The 24,996-nt window shown below is 50.7% G+C and carries 23 protein-coding genes; 6 read left to right on the forward strand and 17 right to left on the reverse strand.

Features of this window, described 5'->3' with window-relative positions; genetic code table 11:
• The first annotated feature begins 107 nt into the window (after nucleotides 1–107).
• Nucleotides 108–872, forward strand: coding sequence for a DeoR/GlpR family DNA-binding transcription regulator (locus MWU63_RS03885; protein WP_213887488.1), 765 nt, complete (start codon nucleotides 108–110; stop codon nucleotides 870–872).
• A 17-nt stretch (nucleotides 873–889) separates the two neighbouring features.
• Here the strand turns inward: MWU63_RS03885 and MWU63_RS03890 are convergent, their stop codons facing one another.
• The 4 genes from MWU63_RS03890 to MWU63_RS03905 form a co-directional block, all read right to left on the reverse strand.
• Nucleotides 890–1,738 carry a DMT family transporter gene (locus tag MWU63_RS03890; RefSeq protein WP_213887489.1) on the reverse strand — a complete coding sequence of 283 codons (849 nt, stop codon included), beginning with the start codon at nucleotides 1,736–1,738 and terminating at the stop codon, nucleotides 890–892.
• A 78-nt stretch (nucleotides 1,739–1,816) separates the two neighbouring features.
• On the reverse strand, nucleotides 1,817–2,629 hold the full coding sequence (locus MWU63_RS03895; RefSeq protein WP_247076998.1) for an alpha/beta hydrolase: 813 nt from the start codon (nucleotides 2,627–2,629) through the stop codon (nucleotides 1,817–1,819).
• 199 nt (nucleotides 2,630–2,828) lie between these two features.
• Entirely contained in the window at nucleotides 2,829–3,866 is a 1,038-nt protein-coding gene (locus tag MWU63_RS03900) for a permease (protein WP_213887491.1), read from the reverse strand.
• Nucleotides 3,859–4,170, reverse strand: coding sequence for a metalloregulator ArsR/SmtB family transcription factor (locus tag MWU63_RS03905; RefSeq protein ID WP_213887492.1), 312 nt, complete (start codon nucleotides 4,168–4,170; stop codon nucleotides 3,859–3,861). Before MWU63_RS03905 ends, MWU63_RS03900 begins: the two co-directional genes overlap by 8 nt.
• Nucleotides 4,171–4,848: 678 nt before the next feature.
• Between MWU63_RS03905 and MWU63_RS03910 the strand changes: the two genes are divergently transcribed.
• Complete coding sequence (locus tag MWU63_RS03910) at nucleotides 4,849–5,394, forward strand: Hint domain-containing protein (protein WP_247077000.1); 546 nt, start codon at nucleotides 4,849–4,851, stop codon at nucleotides 5,392–5,394.
• A gap of 59 nt (nucleotides 5,395–5,453) precedes the next feature.
• Here MWU63_RS03910 and MWU63_RS03915 read toward each other — a convergent pair whose 3' ends face one another.
• The gene (locus MWU63_RS03915; RefSeq protein ID WP_213887494.1) at nucleotides 5,454–5,822 is read right to left on the reverse strand and encodes a hypothetical protein; all 369 of its coding nucleotides are present in this window, start codon (nucleotides 5,820–5,822) and stop codon (nucleotides 5,454–5,456) included.
• A gap of 176 nt (nucleotides 5,823–5,998) precedes the next feature.
• A complete protein-coding gene (locus MWU63_RS03920; protein ID WP_247077001.1) occupies nucleotides 5,999–6,295 on the reverse strand; it encodes a hypothetical protein in 297 nt (98 codons plus the stop codon).
• A gap of 270 nt (nucleotides 6,296–6,565) precedes the next feature.
• Here MWU63_RS03920 and MWU63_RS03925 point away from each other — a divergent pair, with 270 nt between their 5' ends.
• Nucleotides 6,566–8,122 (forward strand): trimethylamine methyltransferase family protein, encoded by a 1,557-nt coding sequence (locus tag MWU63_RS03925; protein WP_213887495.1) that lies wholly within the window; start codon nucleotides 6,566–6,568, stop codon nucleotides 8,120–8,122.
• 66 nt (nucleotides 8,123–8,188) lie between these two features.
• Here the strand turns inward: MWU63_RS03925 and MWU63_RS03930 are convergent, their stop codons facing one another.
• From MWU63_RS03930 to MWU63_RS03945, 4 genes are read right to left on the reverse strand one after another with little or no spacing between them, the layout of a single operon-like run.
• Nucleotides 8,189–9,520, reverse strand: a complete 1,332-nt coding sequence (locus MWU63_RS03930; protein ID WP_213887496.1) for an FAD-binding oxidoreductase — start codon at nucleotides 9,518–9,520, stop codon at nucleotides 8,189–8,191.
• Nucleotides 9,517–11,025 (reverse strand): aldehyde dehydrogenase, encoded by a 1,509-nt coding sequence (locus MWU63_RS03935; protein WP_213887497.1) that lies wholly within the window; start codon nucleotides 11,023–11,025, stop codon nucleotides 9,517–9,519. The genes MWU63_RS03930 and MWU63_RS03935 overlap by 4 nt, the downstream gene beginning before the upstream one ends.
• 3 nt (nucleotides 11,026–11,028) lie before the next feature.
• Nucleotides 11,029–11,946, reverse strand: coding sequence for a dihydrodipicolinate synthase family protein (locus MWU63_RS03940; RefSeq protein ID WP_246531569.1), 918 nt, complete (start codon nucleotides 11,944–11,946; stop codon nucleotides 11,029–11,031).
• A gap of 8 nt (nucleotides 11,947–11,954) precedes the next feature.
• Nucleotides 11,955–12,665: a GntR family transcriptional regulator gene (locus MWU63_RS03945; RefSeq protein ID WP_213887498.1), complete on the reverse strand. Its 711-nt coding sequence runs from the start codon at nucleotides 12,663–12,665 to the stop codon at nucleotides 11,955–11,957.
• A 255-nt stretch (nucleotides 12,666–12,920) separates the two neighbouring features.
• Here MWU63_RS03945 and MWU63_RS03950 point away from each other — a divergent pair, with 255 nt between their 5' ends.
• On the forward strand, nucleotides 12,921–13,871 hold the full coding sequence (locus MWU63_RS03950; RefSeq protein WP_247077003.1) for a GlxA family transcriptional regulator: 951 nt from the start codon (nucleotides 12,921–12,923) through the stop codon (nucleotides 13,869–13,871).
• Here MWU63_RS03950 and MWU63_RS03955 read toward each other — a convergent pair.
• The 7 genes from MWU63_RS03955 to MWU63_RS20465 form a co-directional block, all read right to left on the reverse strand.
• Entirely contained in the window at nucleotides 13,868–15,847 is a 1,980-nt protein-coding gene (locus MWU63_RS03955; protein WP_247077005.1) for an FAD-dependent oxidoreductase, read from the reverse strand. The genes MWU63_RS03950 and MWU63_RS03955 overlap by 4 nt on opposite strands.
• Entirely contained in the window at nucleotides 15,847–16,611 is a 765-nt protein-coding gene (locus tag MWU63_RS03960) for an NAD(P)-binding domain-containing protein (protein WP_247077007.1), read from the reverse strand. Before MWU63_RS03960 ends, MWU63_RS03955 begins: the two co-directional genes overlap by 1 nt.
• 14 nt (nucleotides 16,612–16,625) lie before the next feature.
• The gene (locus tag MWU63_RS03965) at nucleotides 16,626–18,671 is read right to left on the reverse strand and encodes an NADH:flavin oxidoreductase (protein ID WP_213887502.1); all 2,046 of its coding nucleotides are present in this window, start codon (nucleotides 18,669–18,671) and stop codon (nucleotides 16,626–16,628) included.
• Nucleotides 18,672–18,681: 10 nt separating this feature from the next.
• Nucleotides 18,682–20,256: a trimethylamine methyltransferase family protein gene (locus MWU63_RS03970; protein WP_213887503.1), complete on the reverse strand. Its 1,575-nt coding sequence runs from the start codon at nucleotides 20,254–20,256 to the stop codon at nucleotides 18,682–18,684.
• Between the two features lie 240 nt (nucleotides 20,257–20,496).
• Nucleotides 20,497–20,964, reverse strand: a complete 468-nt coding sequence (locus tag MWU63_RS03975; RefSeq protein WP_213887504.1) for a DUF2269 domain-containing protein — start codon at nucleotides 20,962–20,964, stop codon at nucleotides 20,497–20,499.
• Nucleotides 20,961–22,271: an SDR family oxidoreductase gene (locus tag MWU63_RS03980; protein ID WP_247077009.1), complete on the reverse strand. Its 1,311-nt coding sequence runs from the start codon at nucleotides 22,269–22,271 to the stop codon at nucleotides 20,961–20,963. Before MWU63_RS03980 ends, MWU63_RS03975 begins: the two co-directional genes overlap by 4 nt.
• A gap of 52 nt (nucleotides 22,272–22,323) precedes the next feature.
• Complete coding sequence (locus MWU63_RS20465) at nucleotides 22,324–22,503, reverse strand: LysR family transcriptional regulator (RefSeq protein ID WP_213887506.1); 180 nt, start codon at nucleotides 22,501–22,503, stop codon at nucleotides 22,324–22,326.
• 149 nt (nucleotides 22,504–22,652) lie between these two features.
• Here MWU63_RS20465 and MWU63_RS03990 point away from each other — a divergent pair, with 149 nt between their 5' ends.
• Both MWU63_RS03990 and MWU63_RS03995 read left to right on the forward strand, forming a co-directional pair.
• The gene (locus MWU63_RS03990; RefSeq protein WP_247077010.1) at nucleotides 22,653–23,654 is read left to right on the forward strand and encodes a 2OG-Fe(II) oxygenase family protein; all 1,002 of its coding nucleotides are present in this window, start codon (nucleotides 22,653–22,655) and stop codon (nucleotides 23,652–23,654) included.
• Nucleotides 23,651–24,991 (forward strand): MmgE/PrpD family protein, encoded by a 1,341-nt coding sequence (locus tag MWU63_RS03995; RefSeq protein WP_213887508.1) that lies wholly within the window; start codon nucleotides 23,651–23,653, stop codon nucleotides 24,989–24,991. The genes MWU63_RS03990 and MWU63_RS03995 overlap by 4 nt, the downstream gene beginning before the upstream one ends.
• The last annotated feature ends 5 nt before the right edge of the window (nucleotides 24,992–24,996 follow it).

Raw genomic sequence — 24,996 nt, forward strand, 5'->3', positions numbered from 1 at the left:
ACGACTTCGATTTCAGGCGATAGGATGCTTTGAAATACGGTTCGATTTTCACGTGCAAGCGCGCAACATCGCTTGTCTTGCCCTGTCAAATGAAGCACGCACACAAGATGTCAAAATATCAACAACAAATAGAAAATGAGATCGCGCTGCGCGGTACGATGACAGTTGCTGAGCTTTCTGAACTTCTTGGTGTTTCAGATCAGACCATAAGGCGTATCGTTAAGCCACTTGAAGAAAGTGGTAAGGTTCAAAAGGTGCATGGCGCAATCAAAAGCGTTGAAAACCCGATGACCGCGCCCTTTCAGATTCGCATGTTGCACAACCGGCGTGCTAAGGCGGAATTGGCCTCTAAGCTGGTTGAATTGATAGAAGATGGTCAAAGCCTAGCAATAGATACGGGCTCAACCGCCGGGTTTGTTGCGCAGGCACTGAAGGCCAAGCGGAATCTGACAATTGTAACCAACTCGGCCTATGTTGCGAGTACGCTTTCCATGAAGCCCGGAAACCGGGTATTCATGGCAGGCACACAATTGCGGGATCATGATGGCGCATCATTTGACCGGACTGCCTTTGCAACCATCGAACGTATGCAGGTCGACATTTGTATTTTGACTGTGGGGCAGGTCCACCCCGAACGGGGTTTTCTGGTTAATGAACAATGTGAAGCCGATATTGCAAAAGCGATGTCAGCAATCGCCGATAAAACGATTTTCGCGATCGATCACTCAAAATTTTTGCCAGCGACTGCTGCAGGAATGGTGAAAATTTCAGGGCTGGCTTCTAAGCCAAAAATCGTAACGGATTTGCCTTTGCCAAAATCCCATTGCAGGTTTTTGAAAGAGGCGGAAGTGATTGTTGCGAAACTAGGCTGACGATTTCATACCGGTTTTCATTGTTTGGAAAAACGAAGAAGGGCCGCACCTAATAGCGTTGCCATGGTTGCCAAAACCTTAACAAGGTTCATAGGTTCCTTCAGAAAGAACACCCCGATGAGCAAGGCAAAAATGATACTGGTTTCCCGGAGTGCCGTGACAAGCGCGATCGGAGCTTGGGTGAAGGCCCAGATAACCAAACCATATGCAACGAACGAAGCGCTGCCACCAAAGAAGAAAACGGGCTTTGCGTGAACAACGACGTCGCGCAGGACGCGAGGTGATGTTAAGGCGGTAAATGCCGCAAAGAGAATACCGTTTCCAATTGCCAGCCATCCATAAAAGCCAAGGGCTGTTCCGGCCAATCGCGCACCTAAGCCATCGACCAATGAATAACTTGCGATGAAGCAGCCGGTTACAAACGCGAGGCGCGCGGCGTGCAGGTTTTGTAAACCGTCTTTCTGTCGCACAAGGCTTATGCTCAGAATCCCCGCACCGATCAAAGCGATTGCAAAGAGTTCTGGAGGATGCAGTACGACCCCCAGAAAAAGAACGGATACACCTGCAACCAGCAGCGGTGCCGTACCTCTTGCAATAGGGTAGACCTGTGTCAAATCCCCTGCGTGGTAGGACCTTAGGAGAAACACCTGATAGCCGATATGCAATCCGATGCCTGCCAGCAAATACGGCCAACTTTCGATTGCGGGGGTTGGAACAAAAGGTAGGATCAAAACCGCCAAAGGCATATGACCCAGCACAACGGCACACATACTAAGGTGTTTGTCAGTGCCGCTTTTCACCAATGCGTTCCAAAGAGCATGCAGCAAAGCGGCAGTGATAACGGCATAAAATACCAGCAAGCCCATCAGAATAGTCCCTTTGGAAACGGCGTCGTTCGGACCCTAAGAGCATATTGTGCGGCAGGCAATGAACCCGATAAAACCTCAGCCTCTTTTTGCAATTTTTGTTAAGAAATCTGACATAGCAGAGTTAACCACGCTCGGCTCTTCTATCGGCGAAGTATGTCCCGCTTTTGGAACTCTGACAAGCTGCGAGCCTTTGATCATTTTATGCATTTTTTCAGATTTATCGGGCGTCGTCGCGGTATCTTCGTCACCGATTAAAATCAGGACTGGCAGATCAATCTGGCTGATCTCTTCGCTGATTCCCAAGCGGCTTATGACGCCTTTAACGGCCCTTGTGATTCCTATTTTGTGATTGGCAGCAATGGAATTTTGCCATTCTGTTCGCTCTTCAGCTCTGTTTGGATCATTCAGGAAACTTTGGCCAAACATGATAGGCATGACCTTCCTGACAACCAGGCCTAAGCCAAACCATTTTGCCACAAAATTCAGGAGTTTGTATTTCGGCAGGTTTTCGACCGCTTCCGGATCTGCCGAGGTGTCGATAAGTATCAAAGATCGTAAGAGCTTTGGGCGGCGGAAACCAATGCGCATTCCGATAAACCCGCCCATGGACAAGCCGGCAAAATGGCAAGGAACCGCCTCGAGGCTTTCAATAAGCTGGATCGCATCTGTTGTGAGCGTATCAATGTCATACCCGTCTTTCGTGACCTCGCTTTTCCCCTGGCCACGATGATCATAACTGATGCATCGGTATTTACTTTTCAGATGTCTTATCTGGTTTGCGAAAACCTTGTCGCTCAGCAAAAGGCCATGGGAAAATATGATCGTTTCCTCGCCTTGTCCTTCATCTGAATAATGAATGCGTACACCGTTAACATCTATATAGGGCATCTGTCACCTTCAACCGACGAAACACAATATTACGTTTTCAGCCTAAAACGTTGTTGAAAATTTCGCTACAAAATTTCGCTTTTCAAAACTCAATAGATGAAATTTGGAAATCGAGAGAAAAACAGATGCGACTTGGGTCGCCGATTTATTTGTAAGATCCCGGTTATTTGAATGCGCCCTACACTGGACAACACATTTGTCAAACCGCGATCTGAAACAGAATACCCGAGAGTATTGCTCCGCTGACTCCCAGAATGAGGTAAGAGGCGAAAACAGGGCGCTTAACAAGCGACCAAACAGCCGCCATAGCCGGAATGGAACTGACTGAACCGGCAATCATAAACGACATGGCGGCACCCGCGGTCATACCTTGTTCCATCAAGCCCGCTAAAAGAGGAGGCGCGACATATCCATTTAGATACGCAGGCATCCCCACGAATGCGGCAATCACAATTGGCGCTACCCCATCTCCGCCGACCACCTTCGCGATCAGATCTGCGGGGACATAGGTCACCAAAAGAGCCTCTAAAGTATAAGCAAGCATGAGCCATTTGATCAGGAAAAAAGCGTTCTGAAGAAACTCTTTTCTAAATACTTTGCGCCGCGGTTCTTCAGACAAGAACTGCCAAACAGGTTTTTGGTTGAAAGGGGAAGGCCCGCAACCACAGCCGCCGCCACCGGAAATTTCGCGCAAAGGGTTGGTCAAAAACCCGCGCTTCATTGCTAGTTTTATAGCGAAACCGCCAAACAATCCGAGCGCGACTGCAGACATTGCCTTACCAATCGCAAATGGCCATCCAAGAGCCCCGGCAGTGATCAATAGCGTTGGCGGGTCTATTAATGGTGACGAAAGCCAAAACGCCATAACCGCTGATAAGGGCGCCCCCAAAGCCAGTAAGCCAGCGATAAAGGGAATTACCTCGCATGAACAAAAAGGAGCCAGGCCACCGAACAAAGCTGCAAGAAAGATCATTCGTGTTTCACGACCTTTAAACGCCTCTGCAATCATGGCTTCAGCCCCAGCAGCCTTGAGATAAGCGATCAGAAATACTGCGAAAACGATGAAAGGGAGCGTTCCTATAAAGGCTTTAACTGCGAAAATTACGACGGCCCCCAGATTTGTAGGGTCAAGTATGGCAACCAGAAACGGAACGAACGCAATAATCGTCCACGGAGATTTCAAACGGGTCAAAACCGCTCCGATAGATGGTTTGTAGCCTTGAGAAATATTAACCATCTTTCGCCGCCTTTTGTTTTACGTCTGCACAGCATTCGCTGAGTATGAAATTTGCGAGCTGCTCGACCTGATCGAAAGAGGCCTGATTGAGAATTGTGCGACCAACCTTTTCTTGCTTGAGAAGCCCCGCAGCACTGAGAAACTTAAGGTGATGCGCCAAAGTAGATGGCGCAATTCCGGTGCGTTCTTGAATCTCACCAACTGTAAGACCCTCGTTACCGGCACGTATCAGCGTTTTAAGGACCTGAAGGCGCGCCTCTGACCCCATGGCGGCAAATCCTTGTGCGGCAATTTCCCAGTCCATACCTGGCTCCCTAATATTCCACATAACTAATTTTATAGTTTTGTTTGGCGGAGTCAAATACATTCTGCTTAGAAGTACTTGGAGTAGAGATGTTGGTCTTCGGGAGCATTAAAAGAAACTTATTCTTGAATTCGGTTTCTAGAAATGGATGTTCTTATCAATCAAGAATCAGAGCAAAATTAAATTTGGTAGCGGCTAAAAGTAAAAAAATGGTTGAAGGGCGTGAGAAATTTGCAAGAAAATTCTGTTTTTCCAATTTGGAAACACCGGAAAGACGGCAGCGGCGTCTCTTTTGAATTCTACTTAAAGCTGAATAGCTGTATCTGATTTGAAAACGATAGACGGGTTTTCTGTTTAGTTTTGGTGTCCACTTGGAAATAAAACTTCTATTGTTTCCTGATCGAGACCGACCTATTTTTACTACCAATATTTCAGCCTAATTTCCGCCGTATTGTCGGCAATATTTAGCCATAATCTGCCTTTTTTACGTCACAATTTTCGGAAAAGTAAGACTACTTCTTGGTCTTATATCGTTTCCACAGGCCAAGTGGTACGTACGAGTAAACCCATGTTTTTAAGGGATTTAACGAGTATATATGTGCGAAACTGCCGAGGTAATGTCCCACCTCGGCAGATTTGCCATATCAGCGCTTTTGACTTTAGTTGGGATTGCCTGCCATGGAATTTAAACAAGATATTGTTTCTAACGATGAACAGATTCTTTCGTCTGTAATGAACCATGTAAAGCAGGATGAACCTTTTTTAGAGCTCTCAAAGCCGGTCCAAGATAAACTAGTATGGACCCTTCCTGGAATCTGCGCAAAATCCAGAGTGTTTACGTCTTTTGGTGAACTGCCGATTGAAGCGCTTCGAGAAAGAGACAAAGTCCGCACAGGTAACGGCAACTACTTGGCTGTGCAATGGATTGACAAAATCCATCTTGATGAAAGCTTTTTGGACTACCACCCAGACGCGCAGCCGATAATGATCCGGAAAGGTTCATTAGGCCCAGGGAAACCGAAAAAAGACATGTTGGTTTCCTCGCAGCAAGAAGTTGCGGCTCTTGGCACTTTGGGGAGTGGTGGGCTGAGATCAGCGCTCGAACTTACAGGGCGACCAAACATCTCGACGCATCCGCAGGATGGTGTCACCTACTACAGGTTCCATTGCGGAGAGCCTGCGATTGTTAACATTGAGGGTTTGGGCTGTAGTACTTCGCCATAGCCTACCCAGCAGCGACTTTCGAACATGAAACCTGCGGCAGTATTATCAAATGTTGCCGCTTAATTCTGCGTGTTGCAATGAACAAGTTCGCCCGTGTTTGCGAGAACGCATGGTTTTCCAAAAACCGCTGCAAGAGTGCCAAAGCTGTGCCCGAGGAACTGGCAGGTGCACAACGTAACATCCGTTTGGGCATTTACTAACGTGAGCCTTTCATTCTGAAAGACCAGGCGAAACCCCTTTTTCCGGAGCCTGTCGATAAGTTCGCTCCAGTTTTTTGAATCGACAAAATCCGGACTTAAGAAGCACCTTAAAGAAACAGAACTTTCTGCGTCCAGCTGACTTTCGGTCGCTTCGCGATCCAAATTGGTCCAGACATTGCTGGTCGGGAGAGCAGGGTTGTCTTCAAAGCCAAGCGTTTTCTTAGACATAGCAGTCTCTTTCATCAGATGCCTTGTTCTGAAATCCTGTCGCGGGAACACGGTTTGGATAAGGTTTACCGATGATATTTTAGAGGCAATGTTTGGACAAAAAGAGACGCACGTGCCGTAGTTTGCGTGGTCTGGGATGTGAAGGAAAAAGCAAGGCTTGGCTGTTGTGCCAGATGCTAGGACTTGCTTTTCGCCGGAGAGGACGAACGAACTGCTGACATCACTCTTTCAAGAGCGAACCCAGATTGGCTGGATTGCTTGATTTGCGCCTTCTGTTTTGTTTGGTTCCTAGCTGAAGACCCAGGTATTGTATCGGATTTTGCGCAGTGGTTTTTGACGGTTTCAAGTTTAAAAGCGTCTTTGTTTCGGCTCGTGCGGAAGATCGGTTTCCCAATGGGTTCAGCCCAGGATTTCTTAGCAACAGCTTTGTGTTTTTGCGTTGCCATCGCCAGCCTTGTTTCAAAGGAATCCATAATTTACCCTTCTCTTTGCGTCGCTAGGGGAGATTATTCTTTGCGATAAAGTCAACAATGTGGCCGGAAATTAGGCATTTTTTGTGGTTGGCGTGCCTGAGTGCTTTCATAGTCACACTAAGGTCTACCTATTGCGAAATGTTGATTGGTTCATCTGATGTCTCAAAAAAAATTGAGCGGTCGTAAAATGTCGAGATACTTCGTTCGCATACTCGCGGGCAATTGAAATTTCTGATCAGTTTAAGGGGTAAAGCTTTCGGAGAAACGCAAATGTCTACTGATTCCGTTATCACAAGAAGCCGCTCCGGTGGCCGCAGTGCGCGCAAGGCTATCAGATCCGCTCCAAACCACCTGATGCTTCCAGGCTTGACCAGAAGTTTACCGTTATGTGAGCCAATGGACGAAGAGCAAATTCTTCGAATTGATACGGCTTCGATGGATATTCTGGAAGATGTCGGGGTCGTGTTTCGTGATGAAATCGCGTTGGAAGATTGGAAGCGCATTGGCGCAGACGTGCGTGGCGAACGCGTGCATCTCGACCGTGATTTGGTTCGTGAAATGATAAGTACCATCCCAACAGATTTTACCTATCACGCCCGCAACCCGCGAAACAACGTGCGGCTTGGCGGCAAACACTCAATCTTTGTTCCGATGACGGGCGCACCTTTTCTGCGTGATCTCGATGACGTACGCCGAAATCCGACACTTGATGATCTTGCGATGTTCCACAAACTTTCACATATGTCGCCAGCACTGCACTCAAGCGCGCACCACATTGTAGAACCTTATGATCACGCCATCAGTCAGCGGCATCTGCGTATCACTTATTCTTCAATGAAGTATTCAGACAAAACCTTCATGGGGATGACGACAAGCCCCAAGAATGCAGAAGACGTAATGGAAATGTGCGCAATTCTTTTCGGCGAGAATTTTCTTGAAAACCACCCCGTCACAACTGGGAACTGCAACGGAAACTCACCACTGGTGTGGGACGAAACGATGCTTGGGGCGATGCGCGCCTTTTGCCGCAGGAACCAGCCTGTGCTTTGCTCGCCTTTCGTATTGGGTGGTGCGAATACCCCGGCGTCAGTTGCGCCCACAGTTGCACAACTGAATGCCGAGGCGCTGAGCGCACTGGCCTATACCCAGGTTATTCGCAAGGGTTGCCCCGCAATTTACGGTCACTACCTGTCAACGGTTTCCATGAAGTCCGGCGCACCTATGGCGGGGACGCCAGAAATCAGCCTGATGAATTTCATGATCGGGCAAATGGCGCGGTTTTACGATGTGCCGTGGCGGACTTCGAATACATTGGGCGGTGCCAAAACCTTCGATGCGCAAGCCGGGTATGAAAGCGCGACAACACTTTCTTCGGTGATCCATGCTGGTGCCAATTACATCTGGCATTCGGCCGGTTGGAACGAGGCCGGAATGCACTGTTCGGTCGCGAAGTTTGTTGTCGACGCAGAGCAATGCGCAATGGCCTATCGCATGGCAGAAGGACCGCGTTGGGATGATTTTGACGAGGCGCTTGCCGCTGTTCGAGATGTTGGTCCTGGCGGGCATTACCTGGGTCACGAACATACATTGAACAACTTTGAGCGTGGATTTTTTATGCCGGAGTTGTTTGATAACAATTCGATCGAGCAGTGGCAGGCAGAGGGCAGTGTTGAAATTACAGAGCGTGCACTTAATCAAGCCAAAAAAATGTTGTCCGAGTATCAGGAGCCGAAACTTGACGAAGCCAAGAATGAGGCACTGCTGGATTATATAGCTCGCAGAGAACGTGAGATCCCTGCTGCCGACGCATTGAATCAGGACTACTGACCTTTAAAAAGGCCCCTCCCTCTCAGAGCGCGGGGTTTGAAATTTGATCGCTTGTATTTTAATGATTTACTCGCGACCTGAACGAATTTCTTTCCATCTCAAGGTTGCGTTCGCACCGATCCAGGCAATGGGCTCTGGTGGCAGGCGTCTGGGGGCATCCATCGCGCTCATCGCTTGCGTGAGTTCACTTTGGACGTCAGAGGCCATTTCCGCGGCCGACATTCCAGCCAAGGTTCCTTTCGCCGTGCCCAGTCCATTTTGGCAAACGGCCGCGTAGATACCGTTCTCTAACTCGCCGTGGGCCGGAACACCATTCCAGCTGACGCATAGATGGCCAGCCCAGCGATAGGCCATCGGTACGTCCTTAAGTATCGGGAAACGCTCTGCAAATTTCTGGTCATGTAGCCTGCCAGCCCGTGCGACCGCTGAATTGCTGACCGTCATTGACGGATTGTAAGTAAAGCGTGTGCGTACAACGATCCGGTTTCCACCAATTCCGTTGATCCTGCGAACGGTTGTACCCATAGGGTCGGCTGGTGTGACACCCCATTTTAGGGCGCCACCCAACACGCCTTCCGGCAATTGTTCTGTCATCGACGCATATGTAAAAATGTGCATCAACCGTCGCGAAAAGAAACCAAAGCTTTCGGCGTGGCCGTTGTTTGCGAGAATGACTTTTCCAGCAGAGACGCTACCTTTCGGTGATTGCAGCTTCCATGCGGGGCCTTCAGAGGAAATTTCTGTGACGGGGCTGTTTTCGAAAAGGTTAACTGTGTCACTCAATCCGGCTGCAAGACCACGAATGTAAGCCGCGGGCTGAAGCATGACGGTGCCGGGTGTGAACAACCCGGATGTATAGTAATCAGTTCCGGTTAGCTCTGCCATTTCGGTCGAATCTAACAGCCGATACGATTCACCCAGCTTTTTCAAATGCGCGCCATAGTCACGATTGTGCTGATCTCCCATTGGTGTGGCGGAGGCGTTGATTTTTCCGCAGGGATCAAATGCGTCTTTCGGTATTTCATATTCAGACGCGGCGTCCGCGCCAAACGCAATTGCAGCGCGGTTAAGACTTGTCTGAACACGATCATTTTCTTCTGCGTTGCCTGCGTAGGTGTCGGAAGACAGATCATGTGGCAGGTCGATCATGAAACCAGAATTGCGCCCAGCGGGGCCTTCAGCAACGCGGCCTGCTTCTAGCACAACGACCTTTGAATTGGGGTCAATTTGGACAAGTCGCCGCGCCGCTGATAATCCGGCAAACCCAGCGCCGATAATAGCAATATCGGCAGTAATATCTTCTCCCAGAACGCGCGTTGGAGGCGGGGCAGGCAGAAGGCAATTCCAACCTGCAGGTCCCGGCTGCTTTGGAAGGCGCTTGGCAGTGAAATGTGTCAATCCACCGCCTCGTCTGCGTCGTCCGCCAAGTCCAGCCAGATTGTTTTCAACTGAGTATACTGATCATGCGCGTGCACGGAATTGTCACGTCCACCAAAACCAGATTGCTTGTAGCCGCCAAATGGGGTTGTGATGTCCCCTTCGCCGTAGCTGTTTACCGTTACAGTTCCAGCTTTCAGCGCGCGTGCACCCCGGATTGCCCGTTTTGCGTTTGCGGTAAAAATGGATGCTGCCAGACCGTATTCTGTATCGTTGGCGATGCGTATAGCCTCATCAAAGCCCGATACGGTAATAACCGAAAGGATTGGGCCGAAAATTTCTTCGCGGGCCAAGGTGTCATCGTTGCTCGCAACATCCACAACGGTTAGCTCAACAAAGACGCCATCAACGCTTTTGCCGCCAAGGTGGATATTTTCACCTTTCAGCTTTTTCAGGTACCCGCAAACCTTGTCAAAATGCGCCTTGGACACCATCGTGCCAACCCTGGTTTCAGGATCAAGCGGATCGCCGATCGGCCATTCGCGTGCGTGGGCGACAACCTTCTCTAACAGCACGTCTTTGACATCCCGGTGGACAATCAAACGCGATGTTGCAGAACAGTTTTCGCCCATGTTCCAGAACGCGCCATTGACGATGTGCGAGGCAACGATATCCAGATTTTCAGCGTCTTCCATGACGATGCAGGGGTTCTTGCCCCCCATCTCAAGCACAATTTCCTTAAGGTTGGACTCAGATGAATAGTTTAGGAACCGTCGCCCCGTGGTGGTAGAGCCGGTAAAGGAAACCATATCAACGTCAGGGTGGCGACCAAGCGGCTCACCAACGTCAGCGCCACCACCGGGAAGGACGTTCAAGACACCGTTTGGAACGCCAGCTTCGCTGGCTAGCTCTGCAACACGCAGCGCCGTCAGTGACGTTTCTTCCGCGGGTTTCACAACAACGGAACATCCGGCTGCAAGTGCAGGGCCAATTTTCCAGGCCAGCATCAAAAGCGGGAAGTTCCACGGTAAAACCAGACCGACCACACCGATTGGTTCACGCACCACCATGGCAATGTGATCATCCGAGGCCGGGGACACCTGGTTATAGAGTTTGTCGATCGTTTCAGCGTGCCATTTGATACAATGGAAGGTTTCCGGGATGTCCACGGTTTCGCAGTCAAAGATCGTTTTGCCACTATCGAGGCTTTCCATCACTGCCAGTTCGCGCGCGTTTCGTTTGATCGATTTTGCAAATCGGATCAACACATCCTTACGATCTGCGGGATGCATTTTCGCCCAGCGGCCGTCATCAAAAGACTCGCGCGCTTTAGCGACGGCGAAATCAACATCATCGCTTCCACAAGCAGAAACCTTGGCTAAGGCAACGCCTGTAGCGGGGTTTGTTGAGGTGAAAGTCTTACCAGAAATCACGGGGCGATAGCCGCCGTCTATGAATGCATTTTCCGGGAATGTAAGTGATCTGGCGATTGCTTGGTATTCGTCACGTGTCAAAAGATCGGACATAGCTTAGTTCCCCGCCTTGATATCTGCGATTGTTGTTTTGAGAGTGCGCACAACCTGTTCCAGTTGGCGTTTATCGTCTTTGTTCAACCCCTTTAGCGGAGGTCGCAGAGGCCCGGCTTTCAGGCCAGCCATTTCTACGCCGTGCTTCACGCACTGAATAAACTTACCACCCTGTTCCAACACGCGCATCAGCGGCATCATAGCCGACATGATGCGGCGGCCTTTTGTGAAATCACCCTGCAAAACACAGGCCTCATAGAGGGCAACATGTTCTTCGGGAAGGAAGTTTGAGCCAGCACAAATCCAGCTTTGGGCGCCCCAAGCGAAAAACTCCAGCGCTTGATCATCCATGCCGCAGGACATCTGGATATGCGGATAGTCACGTGCCAAAAGATGAACCCGGTTAATATCGCCAGAGCTTTCTTTGATCGCGCAGACATTGCGTGAGCGGCCAACACGGTCGAGAAATTCTTCACCCATACTCACGCCCATGCGTCCCGGATAGTTGTATAGAACAATGGGAAGGTTGGCGGCACGGTCGATGGCCAATGCATTCAGGGCATTTTCCTGCTCTGTCGGGACAGAGTAGGGCGGTGTGCCAAGCAATATGGCATCGGCTCCAATTTCTTTAGCACCGGTACCAAGAGCAATTGAATCGGGTGTGCGCATTGCCCCTGTACCAACAATCAATGGCAGGCGCCCTTTAAGGCGGTCTTTGGTGAAACGCGCAAGTTCAAGCCGCTCTTCCACGGTCTGGGTGTAGTTTTCACCAGTTGAGCCGCCAGAGATAAGACCATGGACCCCTGATTCGACAAGGTAGTCGATGTTGTCACTTAAGGCATCAAAATCAAACGAATGATCGGCAAGATGCGGCGTTACAATCGGCGTATAGATGCCGTCGAATTTCATTATTGGGGTCATAGACTGCCTCATGCGGGTTTGGCGCGAGAGAGATTGCCAAGTTGCTCGTCCAACCCATTGGGCATAACGAACATTTCAATCTGATCGCGTGAAAGGTTCCAATGATCGATCGCGAGCTGTGCAGCCGCGGCCTCGTCTTTTGTTTCGATACTTTCAATGATGGCTTCGTGTTGTTGGCTGGCGCTGTCTAGATTTTCGGCCATCTTTGCGTCTACTGGTTTGTAGAACGTCATGCTTATGCGAACGTGGTCGATCAGCAAACGGCTGAAACTTGGCTCAAGATAGACATTATTTGCCATTTCACCGGTGATTTCATGAAAGCGGTTGTTCGCGAGGGCACGTTCCTTGACCGAGCCGTTTTGCAGCGTCTTACGGAAGTCAGCTTGGGCTTTCTTCAGTTTTGATATCTGATCGGATGTGGCGTTTTGCGCCGCGAGGCGGAGAATGGCGCCATAAATCATCGGGGCGGTCAGGAAAAAATCGCGCAAGGTTGTATGGGACATCTCGGAAACACGCGCCCCGCGGTTCTGGTGGATCGTTGTGTAACCTTCGCCGGCCAACTGCCTGAACACTTCACGCAACGGCGTGCGTGACAAACCATAGCTTTCTGACAGTCGCATTTCATCAAGGTCGCTTCCTGGGCGCAGTTCCATCGTCAGGATTCCGCGCTTCAAATCTTCATACAGCTTTTCTTTTCGGTGCTTGGCGGCTTCTTTCATTTCAATTTCGAATGCCTCGTTCTGGTGAAATGCAAAAAGAATCGATCACTTGGTATTTAAATTGCATTTATAAAAAATACACTTTGAATACAATAAAAAATGAGATAACCACCCAAGGTAACTAAGATGTCGCTTAGCTTTGGGAAAAACAAAGGCCCGGTTATTGTATAAAGAAAAGCGACAAACCGTTTGTTGAGACCGGTGTAACACTATTTGCACAGGGCCAATAAACACGACCTTACGCGGGAACAGGGAATGAGTGAAACAGAACACTATGTCTTTCTTTTGGTAGAAGGTTTTTCTCACCTTGCGTTTTCCTGTGCGGTTGAGCCGTTGCGGATTGCAAATCTGGTAAGTGGAAAACCGCTGTATCATTGGTCTTACATTTCCGAAAATGGTGATACGGCCACCTCGTCCAATGACTCAGTTACGCTTGTTCATGGGGGATTGGAGCCGCTGAACAAAGTAGATATTTTGTTCGTTCTTTCAGGACTAAATGTCTGGGAACACATAACACCCGGTTTGCTTTCCTTCATACGTCGGGAAAGGGCGCATGGTATAAAAATCGGCGCTTTGTGTTCGGGCGCATTTGTGCTTGCGAAAGCGGGGCTTCTTGATGGTGTGCCAACTGCGCTTCACTGGGAATACCACGACAGTTTTATGGAAGAGTTTCCAGAAGTAAGCCTTTGTAGAAATGTTTTTGTCTCTGACGCGAAATACATCACGGCCTCTGGTGGAACGGCGACGGCAGACCTGATGCTTCATCTGATAGAGAAAAACCACGGGTCCGACCTTGCCGTCGCGGTGGCGGATCAGATGGTTTACAACGCTGTTCGCGAAGCGACAGCGGAACAACGGGTTTCGCTTCAATCACGTCACGGTATTCGAAACCCAAATCTTGTCCGCGCCATACAGATTATCGCTGATTCAATAGAAGATCCGGTTTCACCATCTGTCATCGCGGACGAGGTTGGCATTTCAACCCGGCAACTTGAACGGCTGTTTGGTCGCTATCTTAATTGTTCTCCAGCGAAGTATTTTCTCGATATGCGCCTTCACAAGGCGCAAAATCTTTTGCTTCAGACCGAGCAATCTGTGACAGAGATTTCGCTATCCTGTGGTTTTAAAACGCAGGCTCATTTCGCGCGCGTTTTCAGGGCGCAGTTTGGCAACACACCCCTAATGCACCGAACCAAGATAATCTAGCTGAGTGAGAGCGCGAGCTTGCGCCCCTCGTATATTGCAAAGGCCGCATTTCTTGGTGCGGCTGCATCGCCGATCGAAACGGCTCTGATGCCACGAACGCTAAGGTCTTGGTGAAGGCTGGTGTCCGCTTTGTTTACGGTGGCAAGAACCAAGCTGTCAGCGCTCATTTCTGTGGTCTCACCCGATAAAAGTGAAAATACCTCTGCGCTTCCCTTTTGCCATTGGGTGATAACGCTTTCGGTCAAAAATGTGGTGTCCAATTGGGTTAACCTACAACGCAAGGAAAAGTCTGCTGCTGAGCGTTGCAGCTCTTTGCCAACCAATGCGTCTGGCGTAACTATTGTCACCTTATGTCCATCTTCGGCGAGTTTCCATGCTGTGCCGCAGCCGCGCCAGTTTCCACCTTCATCCAGTACGATAACGTTTTTTCCAAGCCTAGCAGCCCCCATCATTACGTCTTCAACTGACCAGACATCACCCGTTTCGATACCGGGCAATTTTGGCAAATGTGGAAGCGCTTTCTGGAAACCGGTTTCAGCAGGTAAAGATCCAGTGGCAAGCACAACTTGGTCAGCTTTCAGCGCAACGATATCATCAGCATCGAAATAGCTGTTGAACCGAACATCGACATCCAGTTTGGCTAATTGATCCGAAAACCAGTCAATAAGGTCAGTGATTTGGGCGCGCCGCGGCTGGAGACCTGCGAGACGAAACTGACCGCCAAGTTTTGATCCGGCTTCTACGAGCGTGACCTGATGCCCGCGCTCTGCAGACGCACGCGCGGCTTCCAGTCCGGCAGGTCCGCCGCCAACGACAAGTACCCGGCGCGAGGATATTGCGGGGCTGAATCTGTCACCACCCCATTCGTGTTCTCGCCCGACAGAAGGGTTGATGAGGCAGGAAATCCAGTAATCTCGTCCACGCCGCCCCCAGCATTGTTGGTTGCATGACAAACAGCCGCGGATATCATTTTCTCGCCCCTCTGACGCCTTGTGTACAAGGTGCGGGTCCGCGATCTGGCCGCGAACAATGGACACTAGGTCAGCCTCGCCTGCACCCAGAACAGTATTTGCGTTTTCGGGTGTGCGAATGTGGCTTTCTGCGGTGACCAATGCGTGCTTGGTAACTGATTTCAATGTACGGGCGAGGTCGGTGCCCTGCTTTTCCGCCAATTGAAATGTCGGGATGATACGGGTGAAATCAAGATAACTGCCAGACCCGCATGTTACATAGTCCATCGCCTGCTCACTGTCGTGCAGCGCGATGATTTCGGACATGCTTTCGCGGTTCAATGCAGCTTCAATGTCCGGCTCATCGCTGACTGATAAACCAACAATGAAATTTTCCCCGCATTGTTTTCGCACCCTGTGCAAAATCTCACGCGAAAACCGGGTTCGGTTTTCAAGGCAGCCACCCCATTTGTCGTCCCGCTGGTTGGAAAACGGAGTCCAGAACTGATCAAGCAAACAATGATATGCAGCCCATACCTCGACACCGTCGAACCCTGCTTCCTGACACCGCCGCGCAGCTTGCACGAAACTTTCTATGGTCTCCTCGATCTCGGATTCGTTCATCGCGTGGCTTCCATCACTGTCGTGATAGCTTGGCCCGCCGGAAGGTGACCACGCGGGATGCCAGCTATTGTCACCATCGCCATGCGCGCCAACGTGGTAAAGCTGCTGGATCATAACAGCACCTTCGGCTTTGCTGGCCTCGGTTAATTTCCGGAAGTGAGGTATGACATCGTCGCTGCTGTTTCGAAAGTTTCCGCGCGTTAACACTGTTGCCGGGTGAACCGGCATTGGCTCAACCACGATCATCGCCGCACCGCCCAAAGCCCGTTCGCGATAGTAGGCGATATGTGCATCGCCGGGCATACCTTGTTCGGCCATGTTGGTTGTATGCGCCCCAAAGACAACGCGGTTGCGTAGTTTTTTATGCCTTAGGTCGATTGGGTTAAAGATGTGCTTGAACATCAATCCTCCTGAGCTTTCAGGCGATCTTCCAGTTGCGCCAGACCTGCGTGAAGCGTTTTCATCACACCTTTCTCAACAAAAAGCTCTCGCAACTCGGCATTGAACCCACCTGGTGTGTTGAGTTCTTCCAACATAGCAGTGAAGACATTTGAGTCTTCGGAAGACTGCGACATCAGGCTGCCGCCAATCAATGCCCGCAGGAACTGTTCCGCATCTGCGCGACTTCCAGTGCGATCTGCAAGCCAATTTGTTGTTTCTTCCAGTAGTTTTACGATTGGCGACAAAACGGCCTGTGCTGCCATATAGGCATCCAGTTTCGCTTCGTCTGATAAATTCACGATGTGGTTTCGCTCGCCAAACAGAGTTTCTACAGTGGATAAGCGTGGAAAGACCAACAAGGGCGATCCACCTTTGGCAATTGCCGGAAACGGAATTGCGGTCGTGGCTTCCTTTGCCGGTTTTACCATTTTGACCAGTTGATCGTGCTTTACCCCAGCCATTGCCGAAACAACAATTTGGTCCGGTCTGAATTTGAGAGAGTTCATGATTCCAGGCGCTACATCCGCCATCAACCCCAGTATGACGACATCACTGTTGTCGATAACGGTTTGGTTGTCAGCAACAGTTACATTGGAATACGCAGACGCTAGGCGTGCAGCATGTTTGCGGCCCCTTTCCGAAACCGTAATCTCGTGGCCGTCCGCAGCAATTCCATCTACCATCGCACTTGCGATTGTGCCTGTACCAACTACTCCGATGCGCATTCTGTCCTCCTGTCTCAGATGTCTTTCATCAACCTTAGCGCATCATAAATCGCAGCATGGGTGTTTCGTGCAGCAACCGCATCTCCGATCCGGAAAAGCTGAAATTTTCCGTCTGGGTTTCGGCTGATCGCCTGCGGCTCCCCATTGACCAGCGCATCGTAGTCCACAGCACCTGAATTTGAGGAATGCGGTTTCAGATCAAAATATAGATTATCCATCGGCAGTGTGCCGTAGTTCACGACAACCTGATCATAATGCGCAGGTTGCCTAAGGTCGCTGTAGTCGGTCCCAATTGTTGCCTTCAGTTGGTTGCCCTCCTGCTCCACATCAAGCAGGCGGCGCGTAACGGTAAAGGTTACATTTTTGTCTTGCAGACTCCGCATGTAGGGCACGAGGTTCATAGCCATAATGTCGGGTGCAAAAACACGGTCTGGCGTCATGATTTCGACCTTGGCGCCACTTTTTGCCGCGATTTCAGCAGCCTGAAGTGCTGCGTGGTCGCCGGATTCGTCGTAAATAAGGATGTTCTGGGCTGGCTTTGCATCGCCAGAGATGATGTCCCAACTGGTCACAACCAGTTCCTGTTCTCTCTTGGTTTCATAAAGCACTGTGGTTGGCATTCCCCCGGTCGCAACAATCACAACATCTGGATCTTCAGCAAGTACATCTTCGGCTTCTGCCCATGTGCTGAATCTAAATTCAACATCGCGCGCAGCACATTGTGACATGCGCCAGTCGATGATCGAAATCATCTCGCGGCGGCGTGGTGTTTGCGCCGTCAGGCGAACCTGCCCGCCGGGGTCAGCTGCGGCTTCGAACACAACGATATTGTGGCCGCGTTCTGCCGCGATACGCGCAGCTTCAAGACCACCGGGGCCAGCGCCAACGATGACAATTTTCTTTTTGACGTCCGCCTTCGGAATATCATGTGGCATCGTCAGTTCGCGGCCCGTTGCTGCGTTGTGCATACAAAGCGCTTCGCCCGCCTGATAAATTCTGTCCAGACAATAGGTGGCGCCAACACAGGGGCGAATGTCGTCTTCGCGGCCTTCAATGATTTTACGCACGATGTGGGGGTCCGCCATATGGGCGCGGGTCATACCAACCATATCCAAAAGGCCTGACGCAACTGCATGGCGTGCTGTTGCGACATCCGGAATTTTTGCCGCGTGGAACGTGGGCATCCCGGTGATTTTGCGCACTTGGCCTGCAAAATCGAGATGCGGCGCGTTTTTCATACCCTGTACAGGGATCACATCGGTCATTGCCGGGTCTGTGTGAATGCGCCCACGGATGACGTTCAGAAAATCGACCTGACCCGTCGCTGCGAGCCGCTTGGAAATTTCAATGCCTTCTTCTGCTCTGGTTCCACCAGCTTGCGCTTCATCCGCTGTGTAGCGGAACCCCACAATAAATTCATCGCCAACGCGTTTGCGGATTGCATCCAGCACATCAAGTGAAAATCTTAACCTGTTGTCGAGCGTATCCGCTCCATATGGTCCTACAAGTTCATTTGTCAGCGGCGACCAGAATTGTTCGAGAAGGTGGCCATAAGCCTGCAATTCAATGCCGTCCATACCACCGGCTTTCATGCGCTCAGCTGCATCGGCAAAATCATTGATGATGCGCTCAATATCCCAGTCTTCGATCTTTTTTGGAAAGGCGCGATGGGCGGGTTCACGGTGTGGGCCGGGCGCGACGGAGGGCAACCAGTCGCCTTTGTTCCAACCCGTTCTGCGCCCCAGATGCGTGAGCTGAATCATCACCGCGCAACCATGTTCATGGCAGGCGTCGGTCAGGTTTCTGATCCATGGAACAACCTCATCTTTGTAGGCTAGGATATTGTTGAACACAGGCGGGCTGTCTTTCGAGACCGCTGCCGAACCCGCGGTCATCGTCATTGCAACACCCGCCTTGGCGCGTTCCTCATGATAGGCGCGATAACGATCCTTCGGCATTCCGTTTTCAGGATACGCTGGTTCATGACTGGTTGTCATGATCCGGTTTTTCAGCGTCAGATGCTTTAGTTTATAGGGCTGAAGTAGTGGGTCTTTTGACATCGAATTTTCCTTAGTACCACGCGTCATCCATAGAGGTTTTTTTGCGTGCAACAAATTCCTTAAGCTCTTCGTCCACTGCGGTGTCTAATGCCGGCGCGTCATACTCATTCAGAATTTTCTTCCATTTGCGATTGGCGCTGATCATCGCATCATCGCCGCCTTGTTCCGACCAGCTTTCATAGGGTTGGTCATCATTTAGACCCGTGTCCCAATATGCGGTTTCGTAGTGCCGCAATGTGTGCGCCGTTCCGAACAAATGTTCCCCGGGGCCACCTTCGGCCAATGCAGCAAACGCGAGTGTTTCGTCGTTAACGTCAATACCGTTCAGGTAAGTATGCAAAGCGCCACACATGTCCGTATCCATGACGAATTTTTCGAAGGACATGGACAGCAATCCATCAAGAAAACCGGCGGAATGCAAAATATAGTTTGCGCCACATTGAACCGCCGACATCATCGACATCATGCCTTGTTGCATCGCCTGACCATCTGGCAGCTTTGACGTGCTGAAGTTTCCAGCGCAGCGCAGGGGTAGGTTCAAGCGGCGTGCAAGCTGCCCCATGACAAGGCTGCCTAGGGCGGGTTCCGGTGTGCCAAATGTAGGGGAGCCAGTCCTCAGTGACATTGATGAAAGAAAAGATGCCAGGATCGCGGGGGCACCGGGACGCACAAGCTGAGTGAGCGCACAGCCAACCATGGATTCGGCCAGGCTTTGGGCAATCGAGCCGGCCATCGTAACCGGCGACACAGCCCCTCCCAGCAAGAAGGGCAGGTGGATGGAGCCCTGCCCAGCAGAGGCGTAAGCGCGAATACCCTGTGTAGAAACACCGTCCCAAACCAGTGGGGAGGTCGAATTGAAATTGCCCATGATCACGCAGTTTTGGTCTACAAAATCAGACCCAAAAAGAATACGCGTCATTTCTATACTGTCTTCCGCGCGTTCGGGTGCGGTGATAGACCCCAAAAATGCCCGGTCCGAATAGCGGATGTGGGCATAGACCATATCAAGGTGGCGTTTGTTTACGGGTATGTCGGTAGGCTCGCAGATCGTGCCGCCAGAGTGATGCAACCATGGGCTTGATTGCGCGAGTTTCACCAGATTTTCGAAGTCTGCAATTGTACCGTAACGCCGGTTTTTATCCATATCCATTATGAATGGGGACCCATAAGCGGGTGCAAAAACCATCGCGTCACCGCCTATTTCAACCGAGTTTTTCGGATTGCGTGCGTGTTGCGTAAAACGGGCCGGGGCGGTTTTCAGGATTTCGCGGAGCATTCCCGGTTCAAAACGGATGTTCCAGGCTTCTTCTGAAACAGGCGTAACTACCCCACCAGCTTCGCGGAACAGGCGCACTGTTTCAGGATCTTCGCGAAATTCAATACCGATTTCCGCCAATATTCGGTCAGCGCATTGCTCTATTTTTTGAAGGCTTTCTTCATCCAGAAGGTCGTAGGTCTTTATCTTTCTGCGGATGAACGGCACTTGTAGGTGCTCATTCTGGCCAGCCCCGCCCGATCGCGCGGCGACGCGATTTGCACGACGAGAGCCGCGTCCGCGTTTTTGTTCGGCTTCTTTGACTGTCATTTAGGGCCTCTGGAATGTTTTACCCCAACCAACAAAACTTCACGAATCGGGGCTGCATCGTCAACTCGACACAACTGTCATATAAATAAACACTTGTGTCAATTTCTCTTGAATCAAAAATACCCGACCAAAGTTTGATCGAATTTGCCATTCCAAATCGGTCTGTCACGTTCATGGAGTTTGCGAAGCGCTTCAGCATATCAACCGCTCGCATGATCAACGTTTAACTGGTCTGCATGGTTAAAAGGTTGGTTTTGTCAGCATCAACCAGACAATCGCCAAGACGGAAAAAAAGGCGGGAAAACCGCAGACAAACCAGACTCGGTACAATCTATGATAAGAAGGCGGTAATGGCTCGTGACGATCCCGAGCAGTGATCGCCAAATTTCGCATCCTGATTTGTATCCAAACGACCGGTAGCCAGAAAACACCTACGAAAACATAGAGTGTAAGCGACAGAAGTACCCATTCCTCAAAAACCGACCAGCCAGCTTCACGTGTAAGAAACCATCCGGTTATCGGCTGTAAAATAGCAGCGGTCGCCGTAAAAACTATATCCGCTAAGACAACTATGCCCGCTGTGTGCGCGATAAGTGTGGCATCGCCACTTCGGTTTGAGATGACCATGAAAAAAGCGATTCCCGCTCCGGTTCCCAAAAGAACACAGGCTCCTATCACGTGCAGAAAGAGAAGAAGTTCGTACATCACCGATCCTCCAGTATCGAGGCAACGAATGACGCAAGCATTATTCCCGGTAGCACTTTGACAAACGGGCCAAGCGGGTCACCCCAGATGTCTGGGGTTAACAAGGTTCCCGCGGCAAAGTACGCAATTGAAACCACAACCATCCCGTAACAGGCTTTACGCGCCCAAGGACGAACCAAAACCGCAAGGCCAAGCATTATATCTACAATCGATCCACCAAACACAGAGAGTGTCGCGAAGACCGGGGAAAGGCCGCGGTCTGTAAGCAAAACCTGCGCCTTTTGATTTTCAGCAAGGCCAACCAATCCTGAGATGATCCAGAAAACCGACAATGTTGCAATCGCAATTGGCAAAAGCAGATAGAGACGGGCAAACCAACGCTCTTGGGTTGTTGCTGGTATGGCGTCCAGTGTTTCAACAAGAGAGCGGCATTTTAGCCCGCCCGCGTTTGCCCATATCTTAGTGTCCCCTTTGATACCATCGGCCAGAACTTTAAGTGCAGTTGAACGCAGCGGGGGTCTCCATCCAAGCCATCCGAGCGCATCTGCACAAAGGCCAGTCAGCCGAAGCAGCGGCGCGGGAACAGACAGGGTAAACATCCATGGCTTAAACCCCAGCCATCCGCGGACCATCTTGTTAACTGTTTGAAATGAACAGGTTTCCTCTTCTGTAAGATCGGCCACGGTCCCTGTCGGAATCTCTCCTTTCGCGGCTTGGACCACGGCTTGCGCTACGTCTTCAACGAAAACGGTTTGAAAAGGAGCATCGGGAAACACGCTTACACCGATCATTGGAAAAGCGGCACTTGCCCGTAAAAGCGCGGTTCCCCCGTATGCTTGTATGCTGAGCACTAAGGTTGGGCGTAAGATAATCCATGCAAGGTTTGACTGCATGATCATCCGATCACCGCGCATTTTTGATCTGAAGAATTCCGTCGTTGCGGAGTCTGAAACACCGGCAGCAGAAATTTGAATAAGCAACGTGGCTGTGCCTTCCAGTGCGGAAACCAATCTAGCTACTGCTGTTTCATGAATGCCAGAAAGGCTGTCTTTGGCGCCACTCTGTAGCGCGCCAGAGGCATTTACAACAATGTCCGCGCCCTTCAGGTCATCTTTCCAAGTATCTACAGGTACCTTTGAAATATCCCGTTCAAGCCATCCGATTTTCGGGTCACACCGAAGCCCCGCAGAACGCGACCTGCCAACACCGATGACCCTGTAACCTTCCTGTTTCAAAGCACTAAGGCAAGCGGACCCAATCAGACCATAAGCACCTAAAACAATGGCAGTTTTTGGGTTTTGTTTTTCCATTTGTAGATCACCGAAAATCGATTTAGCCGTGCTTCTTGCGCATCTGCTTATCCTAAAGAGAAACCACGCAGGAAGTCAGGAGATATCGGTGATCGGATGAAATTGTCGCACTTAGGCGGACAAACAAGGCTGCATTTAATTCTTCTTCCAGCGCGTTCATCTGACGGCTGATCGCAGGTTGCTGCACATTCAGTTCTTCTGCTGCGCGCGTGAAACTCTGATGACGTGCCACGCCTCGAAACTTACATGTATTTCAGCCCATGCGCCTTCATATATCTATAAATCCCTAGTGGAATGATCATCATGTAATTTTCCACCGTATTTTTAACTTAAAAACTGTTCTAACCTGACCAAAAGAAAGAATGCGTATCCGGAGCAAAGATGATGATACCCGAAATCGACATTGCCTCATTGTTTGACGGCCCAAGTGACGCTCGTGATCTGGTTGACAGGGAAATATTTCGTGCTGCCGGTGAAATAGGGTTCATGACGATCACGGGCCTACCTGATGATTGTCTTTCGCGGGATTTGCGCAAGGATTTGCTTTCAATTTTTGAATTGCCGGATTCTGAAAAACGTACACTTACCCGCAAGAATTTTGTGCCCGAAAATATGAACGTCTATCGTGGCTGGTTCCCGCTTCAAAATGGATATCCGACTTACAAGGAAGGTATTGATATTGGCGCGGATATTATCGACAAAACCCGAGTTCCTGACCCGCTGGACCCGCTGACAGAATTGACTCCACTGCCGGATTTACCCACGTGGCGGGTGGCGGCCGAACAGTACTATGGAGCGATGTCCAAGACCGGCGGCGCGTTGATGCGGTCCATCGCACGGGCGCTTTCGTTACCCGAAACGCAGTTTGACGCGGCGTTTCAGAATGGCACTTCAACATTGAGAATGATCCATTATCCGCCGCGCCCCAGCGAAAGCTTTGGCAGCGAGGACAAAGATTTTTGGGCCGAGTATAAAGGCGAACAACGCTATCTTCTGGGTGCGGCTCATATGGATAGCGGGTTCATCACACTTCTGGCGCAGGACGGCGTTGAAGGGCTGCAGGCAAAAACCCGCGACGGTGAATGGATAATGGTTCCACCTAAAGAAGGAACACTAACCGTGAATTTTGGCAAGCTTCTGCAGCGTTGGACGGGTGGCGCGATCAAAGCGACCATTCATCGGGTTATTGGCAATGGCCAGCGGCGATACTCTGTACCGTTCTTTTTTGAACCTTCGATCAATACGGTGATCGCACCCCTTGAAGGCTGTGGAGAACCTTTCGCACCCGTCCTTTATGGCGACCACCTGTGGGAGGCCACGACGGGTTTTGTCGAACAAAAGGGGATAGCACATCTGCGTCAACCAAAGGGAGTTGGGGTTTGAGCCGCCTGTTCCATATCGCGGAAGCTCTTTGCGAACTTCCCGAACCGGCTGAAAAAGCGCAGAATCTTATTCGCGGTGCAGGTATCGATCTGATGGGTTGCATTTTGGCAGGGCGGGGCGAGGAAGTTTCCGTCCGAACGCGTCAAACGGTTACCGGTTTCGGTGTGGGACCTGCTGTGGTTTTCGGAACTGGCCTTTATTTGTCGCCGCCGCACGCTGCTTTGTGCAATGCCACTGCGTCACATGCATTGGATTTTGACGACTGGGAAGAGCCCGGAAACACACACCCAAGTGCCGTGCTGTTGCCTGCCTTATGGGCCGTTGCGATGGACAGAGACATAAGTGGCGAGGTTATTCTAGCTGCTTACAATACTGGCTTTGAACTCATCGCGCGTTTTGGTGAGGCGTTTAATTTTGAACACTACAATCGAGGCTGGCACTCTACTGCGACGCTTGGTGTGATCGGTGTTGCGGCCGCGGTCTCCCGCTTGATCGGGCTAAATGCAGATCAGACGGCGAATGCAATGTCGCTCGCGATATCGCGGTCTTGCGGCTACACCTGCCAATTTGGAAGTTCTGCCAAACCTTTGCAGGCCGGGTTTGCGGCGAGCGACGGGCTTATGGCGGCACTTCTGGCTGAACAGGGGATGACAGGGCATCCGGGCGTTCTGGATGGGCCAAAGGGGTTTGTTCATCTCATGGCGCATGGGGACGTGTCGCGACTTGACGCCGCGATCACGCAGATCAATGGCAAAGCGCTGGAACATTGGGGGATCGTGTTAAAGGCATATCCTGCCTGTGGATACACGCATCGTTTGGTTGACTGTGCGTTGGAAATTGCAGGCAAGATAGAACCTTCTCAGATCATGTCGGTGCAGGCCCAGCTTCCCGATTTTCATCATGCAATCTTGCCTTATGGCAAGCCGGCATCAAGATTTGAATCTTTGTTCAGCGTACCGTTTAGCGTAGCAACAGCCCTCTTGCGCGGCCGTTTCTCTTTAGACGATTTGGACGACGTGTCCCGCGAAACCCCAGAGCTTTCAGCCTTGATTGAAAAAATCACCGTTGCGCCACAACCGGCAAATCGCTCTGCTTTAAATTATGACCCGGACCAACCAGACCGCTTGGTCGTTCAGTTGAAGTCCGGTCAAAAGGTTTCTGCTGTTCGTGCATATCCGAAAGGTGCACCGCAAAACCCGATGTCATTGAGCGAAATTCGTCAGAAGTTTGACTCGATCAGCGGATACAGTGACGTACCTGAGATTGATAACCTGATGGACTGGCACCGCGCCAAGAATTTGTCGGACCTACATCGCACTTTTGGAGAAAGACCGTGAGCACC

It is taken from the genome of Pseudohalocynthiibacter sp. F2068 (genome assembly GCF_023015645.1).
Lineage (GTDB): Bacteria > Pseudomonadota > Alphaproteobacteria > Rhodobacterales > Rhodobacteraceae > Pseudohalocynthiibacter > Pseudohalocynthiibacter aestuariivivens.

Excerpts from the sequence above, each read along its gene's own strand:
- MWU63_RS03885 (WP_213887488.1), top strand. The coding sequence starts at position 108 with ATGTCAAAATATCAACAACAAATAGAAAATGAGATCGCGCTGCGCGGT.
- MWU63_RS03890 (WP_213887489.1), bottom strand. The coding sequence starts at position 1,738 with ATGGGCTTGCTGGTATTTTATGCCGTTATCACTGCCGCTTTGCTGCAT.
- MWU63_RS03895 (WP_247076998.1), bottom strand. The coding sequence starts at position 2,629 with ATGCCCTATATAGATGTTAACGGTGTACGCATTCATTATTCAGATGAA.
- MWU63_RS03900 (WP_213887491.1), bottom strand. The coding sequence starts at position 3,866 with ATGGTTAATATTTCTCAAGGCTACAAACCATCTATCGGAGCGGTTTTG.
- MWU63_RS03905 (WP_213887492.1), bottom strand. The coding sequence starts at position 4,170 with ATGGACTGGGAAATTGCCGCACAAGGATTTGCCGCCATGGGGTCAGAG.
- MWU63_RS03910 (WP_247077000.1), top strand. The coding sequence starts at position 4,849 with ATGGAATTTAAACAAGATATTGTTTCTAACGATGAACAGATTCTTTCG.
- MWU63_RS03915 (WP_213887494.1), bottom strand. The coding sequence starts at position 5,822 with ATGTCTAAGAAAACGCTTGGCTTTGAAGACAACCCTGCTCTCCCGACC.
- MWU63_RS03920 (WP_247077001.1), bottom strand. The coding sequence starts at position 6,295 with ATGGATTCCTTTGAAACAAGGCTGGCGATGGCAACGCAAAAACACAAA.
- MWU63_RS03925 (WP_213887495.1), top strand. The coding sequence starts at position 6,566 with ATGTCTACTGATTCCGTTATCACAAGAAGCCGCTCCGGTGGCCGCAGT.
- MWU63_RS03935 (WP_213887497.1), bottom strand. The coding sequence starts at position 11,025 with ATGTCCGATCTTTTGACACGTGACGAATACCAAGCAATCGCCAGATCA.
- MWU63_RS03940 (WP_246531569.1), bottom strand. The coding sequence starts at position 11,946 with ATGACCCCAATAATGAAATTCGACGGCATCTATACGCCGATTGTAACG.
- MWU63_RS03945 (WP_213887498.1), bottom strand. The coding sequence starts at position 12,665 with ATGAAAGAAGCCGCCAAGCACCGAAAAGAAAAGCTGTATGAAGATTTG.
- MWU63_RS03950 (WP_247077003.1), top strand. The coding sequence starts at position 12,921 with ATGAGTGAAACAGAACACTATGTCTTTCTTTTGGTAGAAGGTTTTTCT.
- MWU63_RS03955 (WP_247077005.1), bottom strand. The coding sequence starts at position 15,847 with ATGTTCAAGCACATCTTTAACCCAATCGACCTAAGGCATAAAAAACTA.
- MWU63_RS03960 (WP_247077007.1), bottom strand. The coding sequence starts at position 16,611 with ATGCGCATCGGAGTAGTTGGTACAGGCACAATCGCAAGTGCGATGGTA.
- MWU63_RS03965 (WP_213887502.1), bottom strand. The coding sequence starts at position 18,671 with ATGTCAAAAGACCCACTACTTCAGCCCTATAAACTAAAGCATCTGACG.
- MWU63_RS03970 (WP_213887503.1), bottom strand. The coding sequence starts at position 20,256 with ATGACAGTCAAAGAAGCCGAACAAAAACGCGGACGCGGCTCTCGTCGT.
- MWU63_RS03980 (WP_247077009.1), bottom strand. The coding sequence starts at position 22,271 with ATGGAAAAACAAAACCCAAAAACTGCCATTGTTTTAGGTGCTTATGGT.
- MWU63_RS03990 (WP_247077010.1), top strand. The coding sequence starts at position 22,653 with ATGATGATACCCGAAATCGACATTGCCTCATTGTTTGACGGCCCAAGT.